This window comes from Clostridium tagluense, assembly GCF_003865095.1.
In the GTDB taxonomy this organism is placed as follows: Bacteria; Bacillota; Clostridia; order Clostridiales; family Clostridiaceae; genus Clostridium_AD; species Clostridium_AD tagluense.
In genome coordinates, this window is the sequence record NZ_BHYK01000005.1 from 236,243 (window position 1) to 252,758 (window position 16,516).

The window sequence follows — 16,516 nt, forward strand, 5'->3', positions numbered from 1 at the left end:
TTAATAAAAATATGATTTAAATCAAAATATAAAAAAATTGTGCCGTATACTTACGCCAAGAAAGTAAAGACTAATATATAGATTATTTTAAAAAATTAGGAGGATTACATATGCAAGGAAAAATGTTTTGTTTTCAATGTGAACAAACTTTCGGTGGGAAAGGTTGTACTAAAGTAGGAGTCTGTGGAAAGACGCCAGAAATTGCAGCAATGCAGGATTTGCTCATTTATCAGCTAAAAGGAATAAGCTGTTATGCTACTAAACTTTTAGCTAAAGGTGAAAAAATTGATAAGTCATGGGTTTCATTTATTGAAAATTCGCTCTTTATGACATTAACTAATGTAAATTTTGATCCTGAATCTCATATGGATATGCTTAAAAGATCTCAAGTAATAAAAGAAGATGCCAGGAAAAAAGTAGCAGGGGAAGAAGTAACTGCTCAGGAAGCTTTATATAATTTAAGTGATACTAAAGAACAGATACTTGAAGATGCTAAAAAAGCAGGCGTTATGTTTGATGAAGATTTAGATGCAGATATTCGATCAGTTCGAGAAACTATAAAATATGGATTAAAAGGAATTGCAGCTTATGCACACCAAGCTAGATTTATTAAATATAATAGCGATGAAGTCGATGATTTTTATTTTATAGCTTTAGCTGTAATGACTGATGATAGTTTAAATCTTAAAGATCTTATCAAGTATTTAGTTAAAACTGGAGATATGAGTGTTAAGGTCATGGAGGTATTAGATAAAGCCAATAATGAGAAATATGATTCTCCAACACCTACAAAGGTTAATGTGAACATTAAAAAAGGGCCATTCATCGTAGTTTCTGGTCATGATTTAAGGGATCTTGAAATGTTACTTGAGCAAACAGAAGGAAAGGGAATAAATATTTATACTCATGGTGAAATGTTGCCTTGCCATGGATATCCCAAGTTAAATAAATACCCTCATTTAGTAGGTAATTTTGGTGGGGCATGGCAAGATCAACAAAAACAATTTGATGGCATACCGGGTTGTATTTTAATGACAACAAACTGCTTAATGAAACCGAGAGATTCTTATAAAGATAGAATTTTCTCTACAAGTGTAGTTGGGTGGGATGGCATAAAACATATATCTAATGATGAGAATGGTCATAAGGACTTCTCTGAAATAATTAATAAAGCTCTAGAACTCGGTGGCTTTGAAAAAGATGAAGAAGTTAAAGAGATTTTAGTAGGATTTGGTCATAAAGCAACTTTAAGTCATGCTGAAACAATAGTTAATGCAGTTAAAGAAGGGAAGATTAGACACTTCTTCTTAATTGGAGGATGTGACGGCGCAAGACCAGGAAGAAATTATTACACTGAATTTGCACAGCTGGTGCCTAAAGATTGTATTATTCTTACTTTGGCTTGTGGAAAATATCGTTTTAATAAGTTGGAGTTTGGTACCGTAGCAGGACTTCCAAGATTACTCGATATAGGTCAATGTAACGATGCATATTCTGCTGTTAGAATAGCTCTAGCCCTAGCTGATGCATTTAAATGCGGAATTAATGACTTACCACTAGCAATGATTATAAGTTGGTATGAGCAAAAAGCGGTTGCTGATTTATTGGCATTATTGTCACTTGGAGTAAAAGGAATTTATCTAGGACCAACGCTTCCAGCTTTCTTAAGTCCTAATGTATTACAATTTTTAGTTGATACTTTTGACATTAAACCAATAAGCACACCGGAAGATGATTTAAAACAAATATTAGGATAAAAAACATCAATTTTATAATTATAGTTTAAGATAGGGTTGCGGCTAAATGCAATTTGAATACATTTAGCAGCAGCTTATTTTACGTTTTCAACTTTTTTTGACTTTGATAATATTCTAATGACAAATAAATATGTATAATGAAAATAATATGGTGTTAGTGATAAAAAAGGGAATAATAAAAACAAATATTAGAATGAAATGGGTGATGTAAATGACTAAAAGAATTGTAATCCTAGGGACTGGAATTACATCAGTAACGGCAATTAAGGCAATTAGAGAAATAGATTTAGACTCAGAGATATATTTGATGGGACAGGAAAAAATTTATCCATATAACCGAGTAAAATTGTCTAAGGGGCTATTTAATAATCTCGAGGAAAATAGCATACTTCTCCAAAAAAAAGAATGGTATGAACAAAATAAAGTAAAAATATTTATTAATACAAAGGTAGTAAATATAAATACAGATAGCTTTGAATTAATCTTATGTGATGGTAGTAAAGTGAAGTATGATAAATTACTAATAGCAACTGGATCCAGTAATAGTATACCCCCCATTGATGGAATAGGTAAGGATGGTGTCTACACATTAAGAAGCCTTAAGGATGCTCTAAATATTAAAAACAGCCTCAATGAGAGTGCACAAGTCATAATTATTGGGGGAGGAATACAGGGATTAGAAATGGCTTGGATAGTACATCAACATGGCAAAAAGGCTACAATTATTGAATTGCAATCAAGGCTTATGCCTTATCAATTAGATAATAAAGCATCAGAAATATTAAAGGATATAATACAGGGTTATGGGATAGAAATATTAACGAATACTGGTGTAGTTAAAATAACAGGAGATACTAAAGTAGCAAGCATTCTTATAGACAAAGAAGTGAAATTAAAGTGTGATATGGTTATTTACTCCACGGGAATCAAGGCTAATAAGGAACTAATTTCGAATACTAAAGTTGAAACCGCAAGAGGAATAGTAGTAAACAATAAAATGGAAACCAATATAAAAAACATTTATGCAGCAGGTGATATTGCACAGTTCGATAATAAAGTTATTGGACTATGGAATATTGCTATAGCACAAGGGAAGGTTGCAGGGTACAATATTGCCGGTAAGGAGACTGTGTATGAAAAGATAACTCCAGTAACAACATTAAATGCTTTTGGAACTTCATTATTTTCCATGGGGTGCGTTGATGAATCAGAGTCTACAAAGGTACTAATAGATGAAGATGATAATTTAAAAATTTATAGAAAAATATTTATAAAAAATAATAAGGTAATAGGTGCAATTTTTATAGGAGATATGAAGCGATCGCCACTTCTTAAATTGGCTATAGAAAAAGGAATAAGGATAGGTGATGTTAATCTATCTGTTGATGAGTTATTGGATAAATTAAAAAACAATAAATAATGAGGGAGGTATAAATATGACAGAAATTAAATTTTGTGAGAATAATTTTACTTTTGGAACAGATGAAACTATGAAAAAATTAAAGGAGAACTATCCAAGTGTGGATATATTAGCTGAGGACTGCCTAGGTTATTGTGGAGATTGCGCAGTAGGACCTTATGCTTTAGTAGATGATGAACTGATACAGGCAGGTACTGCAGATGAATTATATGAGAAGATAAAAAGCATGATGTAAGTAACAAATAAAACTACATTTCAATGTTTATTTTAGGAACAATAGCTTATTAAAAAACATACAAAATATTTAATTCTTCCAAAAATGATAAAAACGATATTGTAACAGAAGTATTTAAATCAAGGATGGTACTTGTTGGTTCTTCAACAATTAATAAAGGAGTTTTGTCGTCTACAGCAGCTATACTAGAAATGATAAAGGGGCTTAGTTTTAAGGGCAAAAAAGCAGCGGCATTTGGGAGTTACGGATGGAGCGGAGAGTCAGTTGAGATAATAACAGAAGAATTAAAAAAAGCAGGATTTGAGATAATAAATGGCGGTATAAAAGAAATGTGGAACCCTGATGAAGTAGCGTTAGACAGGTGTAAAGATTTTGGTAAGAGTATAGGAAAAATTATGGGAGAGACTATAAAGTAGCTTATAATATTAAGTAAATTCAAAGGAGATGTTTTTATGGATAAATATGTTGTTTAGTAAATATTTTCTATTAACTATATACATGTATAAGAACAATACCTTGTTGATGCAATTATAGATAAAACATATAATAAACTGCAAACTTGTGCTGTCAAAAAGAAAATCATATTGAAAGTCAAGGATTTTTAATCATAAAGTGGTTAGATATTCTTGGCTTTCTTCATTTAGAAAGTAAGGGAAGTTGTCTGAATGTTTTTAAGATAGAGGATGATAAAAATATCTATTGAATAGGAGCTTATCATCAATCTAATAAAAAGAAAAAAATGCATTGAATTAAATTTTCCATTTTGTTTATTCTTCTTATAAATTCAAGTTAATTAACATACAATAGATGAAATAAAATAAAATTATTTTTTAAAATACTTGAAACGTAATTTCAAATATGTTAATATAAGGTCATAAAATGAAAACGTACTCAAAAGAAAAATACTTAACAATAAAGGAGAAAATATGGATAGATTAAATTTGAAAAAATTAACAACAGAAGGTAGAAATGAAAATACCATGGACATAGATAGGATTTCAACATTAGAGATGGTAAAAAAAATTAATAATGAAGATAAAAAGGTAGCAGAAGCTGTGGAAAAGGAACTTCCTAAAATAGCAGAAGCCATAGACTGTATAGTTGAGAGAATGTATAAAGGAGGGCGATTAATTTATCTAGGTGCAGGTACTTCAGGAAGACTTGGAATTTTGGATGCCTCAGAATGTCCACCTACATTTGGAATTTCAGAAGAAATGGTACAAGGGATTATGGCAGGAGGTAAAGAAGCTATATTTAGAGCGAAGGAAGGCGCTGAGGATTCTATGGAACTCGCAGTAAAAGATTTGAAAAATAAAAATATAACAGAAAATGATACAATAGTGGGAATTGCAGCATCAGGTAGAACGCCATATGTTATAGGGGGACTCAAGTATGCAAATGAAGTAGGAGCATTAACCATTTCAATTACTTGTAATGCTAATTCACAAGTTTCAAAGACCGCAAAAATATCAATAGCACCAGTAGTTGGAGCAGAAGTTGTAACAGGATCCACAAGACTCAAATCGGGAACAGCTCAAAAACTAGTATTAAATATGTTATCAACAGGAGCTATGATAAAGCTAGGTAAAGTATATGGCAATCTCATGGTAGATGTAAAATCAACAAATGAAAAATTAATTGAGAGAGCTAAGTTAATAGTTTGCGCCGCAACAGGTATCGGTATTGAAGATGCAACTGAAGTATTAAATAAAACAGATTTTGATGTTAAGCTAGCAATATTCATAATATTATCAAAGCTTAATAAAGATGAAGCAAGGATTATATTGGATCAAAATAATGGGTATATAGCAAAGGCACTAGAAAATATTTAAAGAGGGGGAAAATAGTATGATAAATAGAGATATTGCTAAAAATTTAGTGGAGCTCCTTGGAGGGAAAGATAATATAAAGTCTGTTGCAAATTGTATGACGCGTTGCAGACTTCAACTTAAAGATTTTTCAAAGGCAAAAACAGAAGAAATAAAAAAATCTGAAGGAGCTCTTGGGGTAGTTGAAGACGCGGGACAGCTACAAGTTATTTATGGACCAGGAAAGGTAAATAAGATAACTGAAGAAGTAAGTAAAATACTTGGAAAAAATATACTTATAGGGGAAGATGCAGTAGCAGAAACTAAAACTAAATTAAAACAAAAAAATAATACTAAGTTTAAAAATATACTTAAAAAATTAGGAAATATATTTATTCCATTAATACCATTATTTGTAGCTTGCGGATTAGTCCTGGCAGTAAATAATATAGCAGGAGTATACTTTGGAGATGCATATAAAACCACAACAGCAGCTCAAATAATAGGACTTATAGGTAATGGTGTATTCTCTATTCTATCAATTTTAGTTGGTGTAAATGCAGCTAAGGAATTCGGTTCACAAATGCCAATGATGGGTGGAGTATTAGGTGGAATTCTTTCATCAGCAGCACTTGCAAAGATAACTCTTTTTGGAAAAGCATTAACACCAGGACGTGGGGGAATTATTTCAGTAATACTCGTAGTACTTTTATCTTGCTATATTGAAAAGGCTTGTAGAAAATTTGTACCAGATGTATTAGATTTATTCGTTACACCACTCGTTACACTTACAATTTCAGTTTTAGTAGCATTATTTATACTTCAACCAATAGGTGGATTTATTTCAGATAGTATAGGTTTAATAGTAGGACAAACAATAGCATCAGATCATATAATAATATCAGTTATATCAGGAGCAATATCGGGAGGGCTATTTTTACCACTGGTTATGACTGGGATGCACCAAGCGTTAACTCCAATACATGCAGATTTAATAGCTAATGTTGGATTTACAGTATTACTTCCGATACTCGCAACAGCTGGAATGGCACAAGTAGGAGCTACTATAGCAGTACTCCGAAAAACAAAAAACGTGCGATTAAAGAAAGTAGCTAAAAATGGATTAGTACCAGGATTTTTAGGAATAGGAGAACCATTAATATATGGAGTAACATTACCACTTGGAAAGCCATTTGTTGGAGCTTGTCTTGGAGCAGCATTAGGTGGAGCGGTGATGGCATTATTTAAGGTAGGAGCCGTTGCAATTGGCGTATCAGGATTACCACTCGCATTATTAATTGCAAATGGGAAAATGGGAGTGTTCTTAATAGGAGTATTGGTATCATATATGGGTGGATATTTCTTTACTAGCATATTAGGATTTGAAGATCCAGTGGATTAGAAAGTCGAGAGAGTTTAAAAAAAGACCCGCAAGGGTCTTTTTAATAAACAAAATTAATTAATGCAGCTCTGCAAGAGATGATTAAAGGGGAGATTTTTATGAGTTATGGTATTTCAATTTATTTTGGATTAGACAATACAAAGCAGGAAAATATAAAGTTACTAAAGGATGCTCATGAACTAGGTTTTACCAGAATATTCACCTCACTTCATATACCAGAGGCAAATTATAGCATATTAAAGACTGAAGCACGTGAATTTTTTAACTTAGCTAAAAAATATAATATGGATATAATAAGTGATATTTCTCCTAACACATTTAAGTTTTTAGACTTAAATGATATGGATTTGAAGGGATTATGTGATATAGGGGTTAAGACTATAAGAATAGATTTTGGATATACAGCAGAAAAAATATCTAAAATGAGTAAAAATCCTTATGGAATTAAAGTTCAACTAAATGCATCAACAATAACTAAAGAGTTTTTTGAAAATCTAGATAGATATTCGCCTAACTATAAAAATATGGATGCGCTACATAATTTTTATCCTAGAGTAGGTACAGGTATTTCAGAAGAGTGTATGAAAGAGAAAAATACTATTTTAAGCAAAAGAGGAATTAAAGCTTCTGCTTTTGTAGGATCAAATAATAGAAAAAGAGGTCCATTATATGATGGATTGCCTAGTTTAGAAGCTCATAGAGGTATAGAGGTACGCGAAGCTGCAAATCATTTGTTTGCCCTGGGAAATAAATCTATATTTATAGGAGATTCACTTCCTGGTAAAAAAGAACTAGAGGATTTATCTAGATTAAATCCAGATGCAGTAGAGCTTTTTATAGAATTAAAAGAATGTGATAATGTAACATTACGATTACTTACTGAAACTTACACCCAAAGAGAAGATGAAGCTAGAGATGCCATAAGAGCTAGTGAAAGTAGATTACTTCTTAATGGTGAGAAAATAAAGGCATTAAATACAGTTGATAAAAATTATGGAGACATTATAATAGATAATGAGAAGTATATGAGATACATGGGAGAATTACAAATATTAAAAGGGAGTCAAAAGAGTGATTATAGGACAAATGTTGTAGCTTCAGTCTTACAAAAGCATATTTATCTATTGAAATATATAACTGGTGGTAAAAAATTTTACTTTAAGATAGTCAATAACTAGAGCTAAAATTAAATGTAATAGGATGTGGAATTATGAATGTATTACAATATATAAAGCAAAATTATGATAGTTTTACAGATAGTGAAAAATTAATAGCAGATTACTTATTAGAAACTAAGGAAAGTATTATATCAATGTCAGCTAAGGATATAGCTGATGCTACTAAAACATCGGCTCCAACAGTTGTTAGGTTTGCTAAAAAAATAGGTTTTAATAGCTTAAATGAAATGAAGCTTACCTTATCTATTAGTTTAGATAAAATGGATCAAGCTATAGAGTTTCAATATTTAGACAAAGATTTAGGAACAAAAAATATAATTCATGCAATAAAAAATTCAATAGATTCTATTATGGAACAGACTGTTAGCATATTAAAGGAAGAAGAACTAGATAATGCAATAGAGTTACTTATAAATGCTAAAAATATATATATTTTTAGTGTAGGAGTATCAGCTTTAGTAGGCCAAGATTTTTATTATAAATTAAGCAGAATAAATAAGAGATGTATATCACATACAGATACCCATTTGCAAATAACCTCATCTATTTTAATGGAACCAGGTGATTTAGCAATAGCAATATCCTATTCAGGTGAAACAAGGGAAGTTATTAGATGTGTAGAAAACGCAAAAAAAAGGAAAATTCCAGTAATAGCAATAACAAAGGCTAGTGTAAATAATAAGCTAGCTGATATCTCAGATGTGGTATTACGTGTGCCAGCAGTAGAAAAATCTTTAAGGGAAGGTGCAATTAGCTCGAGAATATCGCAGCTAGCAATAATAGACATGTTATTTATAGGAATGGCTAGAAATAATATAAAAGAAGTAGAAGGAAAATTAATTGAAACAAGAAAAGCAGTTAAAGAACTTTATAAATAGGGGTAGCAAATGGTCTTAATAGTTTCTCCCTTAACTAAAATAAGAATTTTCTTTAGAATTTAAAATATATTATGATATAATCATGATGAGGTGAGTTGCGAATGATTATCATTTTATCGCCAGCTAAAACATTGAAAATGGAAAAAGTGCTTAATACTAATTTATATACAGAACCTTTATTTATAAGGGAAGCAAGCTATTTAATTAAAGAACTTGTAAAGTATTCTCCACCAGAAATGGAAAGGTTAATGAAAGTAAACAGTAAACTTGCGCAGCAGAATTTTATGAGGCATATTATGTGGAAAGAGGAACATGACTTATCAAATGGTAAACAAGCTTTATTAGCATATGATGGTGCAGTATACCAAGGAATAAGCGCAGGCGAGTTAAGTCAGCAGCAGTTATCTTTTGCCAATGACCATTTAAGAATACTTTCAGGTTTATATGGAGCACTAAGACCATTAGACTTAATTCAACCTTATAGGTTAGAGATGGGAACTAAGCTTAAAAATAGACGAGGTGATAATTTATATAGTTTTTGGAAAAATAAGCTTACTACCTATCTTAAAAAAGAATTAGAAGGGCAAAACGATAACATACTAATAGATTTAGCATCAAAGGAATATTCCAGCGTAATAGATCTTAGTAAAATAAATATAAAAGTTATAACACCAGTATTTAAGGATTATAAAAATGGAACTCACAAGGTCATAACTATTTACACAAAGAGGGCAAGAGGACTTATGAGCCGATTTATAATTGCGAATAATATTATTTTGCCAAGTGACCTTAAAGAATTCAATGAAGAGGGATATAGTTATAATGAACATTTATCTTCTGATACAGAATTTGTATTTACTAGATAAAAAGTAAACTCAGTCCCTCCTCATTGAAAAATACCTTATAACTAAACCCCATGAAAAATTTAATTACCAACATTCAAATTTTATAGTTCTTCAGATTCAGCATATTTTTCTAAAAAATTATGATAATACATTTTCTCAGCCTCATCTACTTCTAAGGGCTTACTAAATAAAAATCCTTGAATATAGTTACATCCTGCTGCCTTGAGTGGTTTATATTGTTCTATATACTCTACTCCTTCTGCTACTACTTCTAAATTCAAACTGTGAGCGAGAGAAACAATGCTATCCATAACCGCAATATTATCTTTCTGTAAAAATTTATCACTTAAAGATTTATCTAATTTTATCTTATCAACTGGTAAAAATGTTAAATAGCTTAGAGATGAATATCCAGTACCAAAATCATCTAAGGAAATTTTTATACCTAGAGCCCTTAGCTGATTAAGAAATTCTATGGTTTCTTCTTTTTTTTCTAAAAATATACTTTCTGTAATTTCTATATCAATATAGCTAGGTTCTACCATGTTTTCTTTTAATACATTTTGTAAAAACAATAAGTAATTTTTATCGTTCAATTGTATTGCAGAAAAATTAATAGCCACGGGTTTCACATCAAAGCCCTTCTTTTTCCATATTGCTATTTGTTGTATTGCTTGCTTTGTTACCCATCTCCCTATTTCTGGAATAATACCCATTTCCTCTGCTAGTGGTATGAAAATAGCTGGTGATAAAGAGTGTTTTTTTAGTCTTAAAAGAGCTTCGAAGCCTACTATTTTGCCAGTATAAGTGTCCACTTGGGGTTGATAAACCAGTTTGAAACCATCCTTTTTTAAGCTGTCTCTTAAAATATTTTGTATTCTTGTCTTTTCTTTTAATTTATTAGTCATTTCTTCGTTAAAGAATGTATAATTGTTTTTTCCGGATTCCTTTACTTTGTACATAGCCATATCTGCATTCATTATAAGTTGATTAACAGTATTGCTGTGGGTAGGGTATAGCGTAATTCCAATACTGCAACTTACATATACTTTATCGTTATCAATTACAAAATTGTGTTTAAATATATTCACTATTTTTTTAGCATACTTTTCAATTTTTAAAATATCATTTTCCCCTGATACTAAAATAATGAATTCATCCCCACCAAATCGGGATATAAATAAATTTTCATCTTTCAACTTTATAAGTTCTTTCGTAACCTTTTTCAATAAGATATCACCGGCGGTGTGGCCTAAGGTATCATTAATCCCCTTAAAATTATCAATATCAAGCATCATAACAGCACCAAATTTATGTTTAGTAAGTTCAACTGCAATCCGTTCCATGAAACTTCTTCGATTAGGTAAGCCTGTTAAAATATCATTATATGCAAGGTATTTTATATGTTTCTCCTGCTCTTTTAATTTTGTGATATCCAAGAGAATACCATTAATAAGCTTTGATTTTTTACTACTAGTGTTGATACCTCTCCCATGAAATAATAACCACTTGAAATTACCTTCTTTATCTAGGACCTGTGCTTGTGTATAAATTTCCTCGATTTCGCCTCTTTTATATTGCGTGAATTCCCTCATGAAATTTTCTTTATCTTCTATAGAAAAAATCCGATCTAGAACTTTATCTATTTTTTCTTTTGAATTAAAGGATATGCCTAAGATACATTCTATCTCATTAGAAAAAAACATCATTTCATCTTCTAGATCAATTTCCCATATAGCACTATTGGTGCTCTCGATAGCAATTTCATATTTTTGTTTTAAATCTTGTATTATTTCTGTATAGCTCTGTATTTCATCATATTGAGCTCTCAATTCTTCTTCGGAGGTCAGTAGTTGTTGATAGGTAGCCGATATTTCGTGGTTAGAAGATTCTAGTTCTTTTTCTTTCTCACTTAAATTTCCATAGAGTTCATCTAATTCGTTGTAATTATTATTTAGTTTTATAATACTAGCAAGAATAATTAAAATGACAGTGGATGCGCCAAAGATTATTATGCTCATCATATTAAATAGATTTACTTGGGACTTAGTATCTTCTTTAGAAATTATAGTACCAACAGACCAACCATTGATTTCTATTGATGAATAAGCAAAATATTTTTCTTCGTTTTTATAAGTTAACTCCTGCACACCAGTTTTTTCAATGAGCATTTTATTCCCAATTTCTCCTATAATACCCTTTTCTTTAGTAAGATTAGTAGTAGGGGATAGTTCTTGACCTTTTTCGTAAATAATTGTACCGTTATTTGAAATTAAAACAATATTACCACTGTTTCCAATAGGATAGGAATCCAAATAGGTTTTTATTTGTTTAATATTTACGTCAATTCCTGCAAATCCAATAATGTTATTTTTATCTAGCACTGGTGCTACGGCAGATATGACCCACTCTCCTGTAAGAGTATCTTTATAAGGGGTTGTATAGGTTGTTTTGCCATTGTTTTCAACTACTTGGGTATACCACGGACGATTCTTTACTGTATAATTATTAGGCATTTCTGAGCTATATTCATTGTTTACTAAATCATTGCCAGAATATATAGCAAGCCATGACCAAAATATATCCTTATCTGTACTTTTAATTCTTTTTAAAGTATTCACCACTTTTTTGTAATTAGGGTTTTGCATTTTGGTGGACTTAGGTTTATTTTCTTTTATATAGTATGTAAGATCTTCATTAGTTAACATTTGGTTAGCTATCTCACCATAGCGAATAAAATAACCAGTTATTTCTTTAGCGATTATCTGTGAATCTTTTTTTAAACTTTTAGTAACATTGCTCTCCAGATTTTTTCTCATTTTAATATTAAAAAATATACCTAAAAATAAAAAAATAAAAATGAAAATAATAATTGCAATATTTAGATATTTAATTATATTTTTTTTGTTTGTGAATTTCATAAGAAGAGGCCCCCTTGTTGTTTATCTCAGCATAGCAAATATGATCCATTTATTAGTAATATTTGTAATTCGACAAAAAACATAAAAATCCTCTTTCTATATATGCTAAAAACTAATATAAAAATTTAAAGTAAAAAAATAAAAAGAGCTAAAAATAGGGGTATATAACAAAAAATGTAGAATGGCATCAACTAAAAAAAAAACCAGTTTTATTTCATCAATTTATTGAGAAACACCTGGTTTTTTTTTCGAAAATGGATACGCTGTTTGAAGGGGGGATTATTAAAAGCCTTTTTATATTTATTTCTATCAGATACATATATGATTCTAATTTTTGTAATGCAGTCCTGTAGAGCGTGGAAATTTATTTCTAAAGAACCAACAACAGATAAGGGAAACTTTATGGAACTTGCCACTGCCACATTGGTAGATTTAAATTATATAGCGTGATATTCAGGAAAATACACCAATGTTGTGATATAATAATAAATTAATGATATTGAATATATTTAGAATATGAATATGAATATGAAAGAGGTAAATGATGATTAATGAAAAGAATATTAAAACTTTAGGAACACATAGCGGTAAATTTCATGCAGACGATGTTATGGCTACTGCCATACTTAGTCTATTACTAGGGGATATTAAGGTAACAAGAACAAGGAATGAAGATATACTCAGGAAACTGGACTTTGTTTATGATATATCCTTAGGAGAATTCGATCATCACCAATTAAATAAAGAAATAAGAGAAAATAATATTCCTTATGCTGCTTGTGGGTTAGTTTGGAGAGAGTTTGGGCCTCGAATAATACAAAAATTTAATCCAGAGTTTGATGAAAATGATATAATATCAATTTTCGATTATGTTGATAAAAATTTAATGCAAGGTATTGATGCTACAGATAATGGCATAGATATAAAATCAGAAATTAAAGTAACTTCCATAAGTGATATTATCCAAAGTTTTAATCCTACATGGGATTCTATCGCATCCAAAGATGAGGCATTTGAAGAAGCTACTTTATATGCTACTGAGGTTATAAAAAGAATAATAAGCAGGCAAGTTTCTGTTATAAAAGCAAGGATTATAGTAAATGAGGCCTTTCAAAATAGAGATATTAATGAGATAATGGTTTTAAAAAAGGGTTGCCCTTGGCTGCAACAGTTACTTAAAATAGATATAAATAATGAGGTATTGTTCGTTATTTCTCCAGGTGATAATGATGCAGAGTATAAGATTCAGACAGTAAAGAAATCTGCCGATACTTTTGAAGCAAGAAGAGATATATTAGAATCTATTAGAGGAAAATCAAGTGATGAAATAAATTCTATAATTAAAATAGATGATGCTATATTTTGTCACAAAGCTGGGTTTATAGCATCAGCTAAAAGCATGGATAGTGTTTTGAAAATAGCAAAATTATCAATTTAAAACTTATATAAACAATAGAAAAAAGTTAATGTGACTCTAAAATGCATCCTATAGAGTAGACAATTTAAAAAAGTCTACTTTATAGGATATATTTATGTATAATAGAGAAAAACATGTAATCCATTTTAGTTTATAATATAAGTAAATTTGAGATGTAAGGGGATTATTAAAATGAGAATTATATTTTGTAACGTTACATGGTCAAAAAATTATATAGGAGTAAGTGACGATGATAAACTCAGTAAAACTTCTGGAGGGGAGAAAGATGGAAATAATGAGGCTTATGAATCATATAATTTTCAAGATTATAACGGCAAATGTTATGGATACGTATCAAATAGAGGTGGCTCTCTGCATTTAGAAAGATTTGAAAAAGCAACAGTAAACGATGATAGTGTAGATAATGTGCTTGTAATATGGGTTGCAAAACAGGCGAAAACAGGGAAAAATGTCATTGTCGGCTGGTACAAAAATGCCACTTTATATAAGTACTCACAAGAATTTTATCCTTATGGGGGAATAGGCAGAGATTTATATTTCAGTATGGAAGCCAGGAGTAAAGAGTGTTTTTTGCTACCTGAATCAGAAAGAGCATTTGAAATACCTAGATCTATAATTGTTGAAAAAGATAGGGGTATGGAGAAACCTAATATATGGTATGTAGAATCTGGTTATGCTAAAACCATGTTTATTCCAAAAATTTTAGAGTTTATGCAGTCATACAAGGGAGGATTTATAAATTTAGTCTATTCAGAAGAAGTGCTTCAAAAGACTTTAAACATATCATTGGAATATCAACCTCTTATAGACAAAGGAGAGGAATTAATTAATAAGGAAGATTTTTATAATGCACTTCTCTATTACAACACTGCAAGGAAGATTAATGATACTGCGGATGCTTTATTTGGAGTAGCTGAATCACTAATAGGTTTGAATATGTTTAGTAGAGCTATTATAGCTTTTGAAGGTGTCATAAATATGGAAGGTGATAAAGCTGATTCATTATATTATTTGCAATGTCTGTATATGAATACTGATCAATTTATAAAGGCAGTTAAAATTTGTGATAGAATGTTACAGTTGGTAGATAAAAGCGATGTAGAATCAATTTGTAGTATTTATTATTATAAAGTTTATGCATATAATGCGTTAGAAGATGATACGCAGGCGATTAAATGCTTAGATTTTATTATAAAAGCTACGGCTGATGAAGAATTTAGAAATGATGCTGTAGGCATGAAATCAGAATTAACTTCAAATAAATAATAGTGTAATTATGGGTGTTGATATACAACTTAAATTTAAGAAAGGTAGTTGGAGGGGTTTTGATGAGTGTTTTTGAGATTATTATGTTATTATGTTTTGGTGTAGCGTGGCCTTTTTCGATATATAAATCCTATAAATCTAAATCGGTAGAAGGTAAAAGTGTGATATTTCTGATTGTTGTGATAATTGGATATGCCTCCGGAATATTGCACAAAATATTTTATAATTATGACAAAGTTATATATCTTTATGCTACAAATATGACCATGGCATCTATTGATTTTATGCTGTATATAAATAATTGGAAAATTGGAAAGAAAAATGAAAAAATAGCAAATTAATTAGTTAGAGTGAGCATCAGTGGCTGTAGTAGTCATTGGTGCTTTTTTAGTTCGAAAACATAACATCATTATTAGGTTGGGCGTTTATTGTATATTTAATACAAAGTATATAAAATGTATATGCTAATAGCTAATGGACAGGGTGGTATTATATATATATATATATATATAATAGAAGATTACAATTTCTTTTAGACGTATACTATGCAACATTATTATTTACAAGAAAGAGATAATGAGCATTAATATGTCAGAAAGTTTAAAATATAGAGAGCAGAGGAAGGTTTGTCAATATGAGAAGACTATGATAATATATAAGCATATAAGGATCTTCCTATATTTTTTTTGTGAATTTTAAGTTAGCAATTGTTATTTTACAAGTACTAAAAATTACACATATAAATAAATGGACTCTTCGCACAAACTTTAAAAAAGAAACTTAAAGTAATTCTTATATAATAGAATTAACAATAACGAATGGAGGAAATGAAATTATGTTAGATTTGCCTAGTTGTCCAAAATGTAATTCAGAATATACTTACGAAGATAGAAGTCTTTTTGTATGCCCAGAATGTGGTCATGAGTGGAATTTAGAATTAGAAAGCGAAAATAGTGAAGATACAAAGATTATCAAAGATGCAAATGGAAACGTCTTAAAAGATGGTGATTCTGTAACAATAATCAAAGATCTTAAAGTAAAAGGAAGTTCATCAGCCATAAAAATAGGTACAAAAGTGAAAAATATACGGTTGGTCAATGGAGATCATAATATTGATTGCAAAATTGACGGTTTTGGAGCTATGGAACTAAAATCTGAATTTGTTAAAAAGATATAAATGTGGTTTTAATTCACCCATTATGGGTATTTAACAATATAAAAGTATCTGCCAATGCAGATGCTTTTTTCAGTGTGCCAGGCATGGCAATTAACTAGGTGGTGAAAGTCCACTGTGGGGGTCTGTAGTTACCAACCACTAGCTGAAGACAAGGTATCCACCGTGAGGTGTGAACTGAAGGAAGTCTTAGG

The 16,516-nt window shown here is 30.4% G+C and carries 13 protein-coding genes and 1 pseudogene; 13 read left to right on the forward strand and 1 reads right to left on the reverse strand.

Translation table 11 applies throughout. The features are described 5' to 3' along the window. Positions 1–110: 110 nt before the first annotated feature. From hcp to yaaA, 9 genes and pseudogenes are all read left to right on the forward strand, one after another. Positions 111–1,757, forward strand: coding sequence for a hydroxylamine reductase (hcp, locus tag Ctaglu_RS06625; protein ID WP_124999307.1), 1,647 nt, complete (start codon positions 111–113; stop codon positions 1,755–1,757). A 211-nt stretch (positions 1,758–1,968) separates the two neighbouring features. Continuing rightward, positions 1,969–3,177: an NAD(P)/FAD-dependent oxidoreductase gene (locus Ctaglu_RS06630; protein ID WP_124999309.1), complete on the forward strand. Its 1,209-nt coding sequence runs from the start codon at positions 1,969–1,971 to the stop codon at positions 3,175–3,177. A gap of 16 nt (positions 3,178–3,193) precedes the next feature. Next, entirely contained in the window at positions 3,194–3,412 is a 219-nt protein-coding gene (locus Ctaglu_RS06635; protein WP_124999311.1) for a YuzB family protein, read from the forward strand. Between the two features lie 62 nt (positions 3,413–3,474). Further along, positions 3,475–3,828 (forward strand): annotated as a pseudogene (locus tag Ctaglu_RS06640) (flavodoxin domain-containing protein); the annotation flags it as partial. A gap of 510 nt (positions 3,829–4,338) precedes the next feature. After that, positions 4,339–5,244, forward strand: a complete 906-nt coding sequence (murQ, locus tag Ctaglu_RS06645; RefSeq protein ID WP_124999313.1) for an N-acetylmuramic acid 6-phosphate etherase — start codon at positions 4,339–4,341, stop codon at positions 5,242–5,244. A 16-nt stretch (positions 5,245–5,260) separates the two neighbouring features. After that, entirely contained in the window at positions 5,261–6,622 is a 1,362-nt protein-coding gene (locus tag Ctaglu_RS06650; protein WP_124999315.1) for a PTS transporter subunit EIIC, read from the forward strand. 98 nt (positions 6,623–6,720) lie between these two features. Beyond that, on the forward strand, positions 6,721–7,800 hold the full coding sequence (locus Ctaglu_RS06655; RefSeq protein WP_124999317.1) for a DUF871 domain-containing protein: 1,080 nt from the start codon (positions 6,721–6,723) through the stop codon (positions 7,798–7,800). 32 nt (positions 7,801–7,832) lie between these two features. Then, positions 7,833–8,678 (forward strand): MurR/RpiR family transcriptional regulator, encoded by an 846-nt coding sequence (locus tag Ctaglu_RS06660; protein ID WP_124999319.1) that lies wholly within the window; start codon positions 7,833–7,835, stop codon positions 8,676–8,678. 101 nt (positions 8,679–8,779) lie between these two features. Further along, positions 8,780–9,544 carry a peroxide stress protein YaaA gene (yaaA, locus tag Ctaglu_RS06665; protein WP_124999321.1) on the forward strand — a complete coding sequence of 255 codons (765 nt, stop codon included), beginning with the start codon at positions 8,780–8,782 and terminating at the stop codon, positions 9,542–9,544. A gap of 80 nt (positions 9,545–9,624) precedes the next feature. Here the strand turns inward: yaaA and Ctaglu_RS06670 are convergent, their stop codons facing one another. Continuing rightward, positions 9,625–12,444: a bifunctional diguanylate cyclase/phosphodiesterase gene (locus tag Ctaglu_RS06670; RefSeq protein ID WP_124999323.1), complete on the reverse strand. Its 2,820-nt coding sequence runs from the start codon at positions 12,442–12,444 to the stop codon at positions 9,625–9,627. A 544-nt stretch (positions 12,445–12,988) separates the two neighbouring features. Here Ctaglu_RS06670 and Ctaglu_RS06680 point away from each other — a divergent pair. The 4 genes from Ctaglu_RS06680 (at position 12,989) to Ctaglu_RS06695 (ending at position 16,325) form a co-directional block, all read left to right on the forward strand. Further along, entirely contained in the window at positions 12,989–13,882 is an 894-nt protein-coding gene (locus Ctaglu_RS06680) for an MYG1 family protein (protein ID WP_124999354.1), read from the forward strand. Positions 13,883–14,053: 171 nt separating this feature from the next. Then, a complete protein-coding gene (locus tag Ctaglu_RS06685) occupies positions 14,054–15,148 on the forward strand; it encodes a tetratricopeptide repeat protein (protein WP_124999327.1) in 1,095 nt (364 codons plus the stop codon). Positions 15,149–15,210: 62 nt separating this feature from the next. Beyond that, positions 15,211–15,489, forward strand: coding sequence for a hypothetical protein (locus tag Ctaglu_RS06690; RefSeq protein ID WP_124999329.1), 279 nt, complete (start codon positions 15,211–15,213; stop codon positions 15,487–15,489). Between the two features lie 494 nt (positions 15,490–15,983). Then, complete coding sequence (locus Ctaglu_RS06695; protein ID WP_124999331.1) at positions 15,984–16,325, forward strand: zinc ribbon domain-containing protein YjdM; 342 nt, start codon at positions 15,984–15,986, stop codon at positions 16,323–16,325. The last annotated feature ends 191 nt before the right edge of the window (positions 16,326–16,516 follow it).

Coding starts and splice junctions, on each gene's coding strand:
- hcp (WP_124999307.1), top strand. CDS start 111: ATGCAAGGAAAAATGTTTTGTTTTCAATGTGAACAAACTTTCGGTGGG.
- Ctaglu_RS06630 (WP_124999309.1), top strand. CDS start 1,969: ATGACTAAAAGAATTGTAATCCTAGGGACTGGAATTACATCAGTAACG.
- Ctaglu_RS06635 (WP_124999311.1), top strand. CDS start 3,194: ATGACAGAAATTAAATTTTGTGAGAATAATTTTACTTTTGGAACAGAT.
- murQ (WP_124999313.1), top strand. CDS start 4,339: ATGGATAGATTAAATTTGAAAAAATTAACAACAGAAGGTAGAAATGAA.
- Ctaglu_RS06650 (WP_124999315.1), top strand. CDS start 5,261: ATGATAAATAGAGATATTGCTAAAAATTTAGTGGAGCTCCTTGGAGGG.
- Ctaglu_RS06655 (WP_124999317.1), top strand. CDS start 6,721: ATGAGTTATGGTATTTCAATTTATTTTGGATTAGACAATACAAAGCAG.
- Ctaglu_RS06660 (WP_124999319.1), top strand. CDS start 7,833: ATGAATGTATTACAATATATAAAGCAAAATTATGATAGTTTTACAGAT.
- yaaA (WP_124999321.1), top strand. CDS start 8,780: ATGATTATCATTTTATCGCCAGCTAAAACATTGAAAATGGAAAAAGTG.
- Ctaglu_RS06670 (WP_124999323.1), bottom strand. CDS start 12,444: ATGAAATTCACAAACAAAAAAAATATAATTAAATATCTAAATATTGCA.
- Ctaglu_RS06680 (WP_124999354.1), top strand. CDS start 12,989: ATGATTAATGAAAAGAATATTAAAACTTTAGGAACACATAGCGGTAAA.
- Ctaglu_RS06685 (WP_124999327.1), top strand. CDS start 14,054: ATGAGAATTATATTTTGTAACGTTACATGGTCAAAAAATTATATAGGA.
- Ctaglu_RS06690 (WP_124999329.1), top strand. CDS start 15,211: ATGAGTGTTTTTGAGATTATTATGTTATTATGTTTTGGTGTAGCGTGG.
- Ctaglu_RS06695 (WP_124999331.1), top strand. CDS start 15,984: ATGTTAGATTTGCCTAGTTGTCCAAAATGTAATTCAGAATATACTTAC.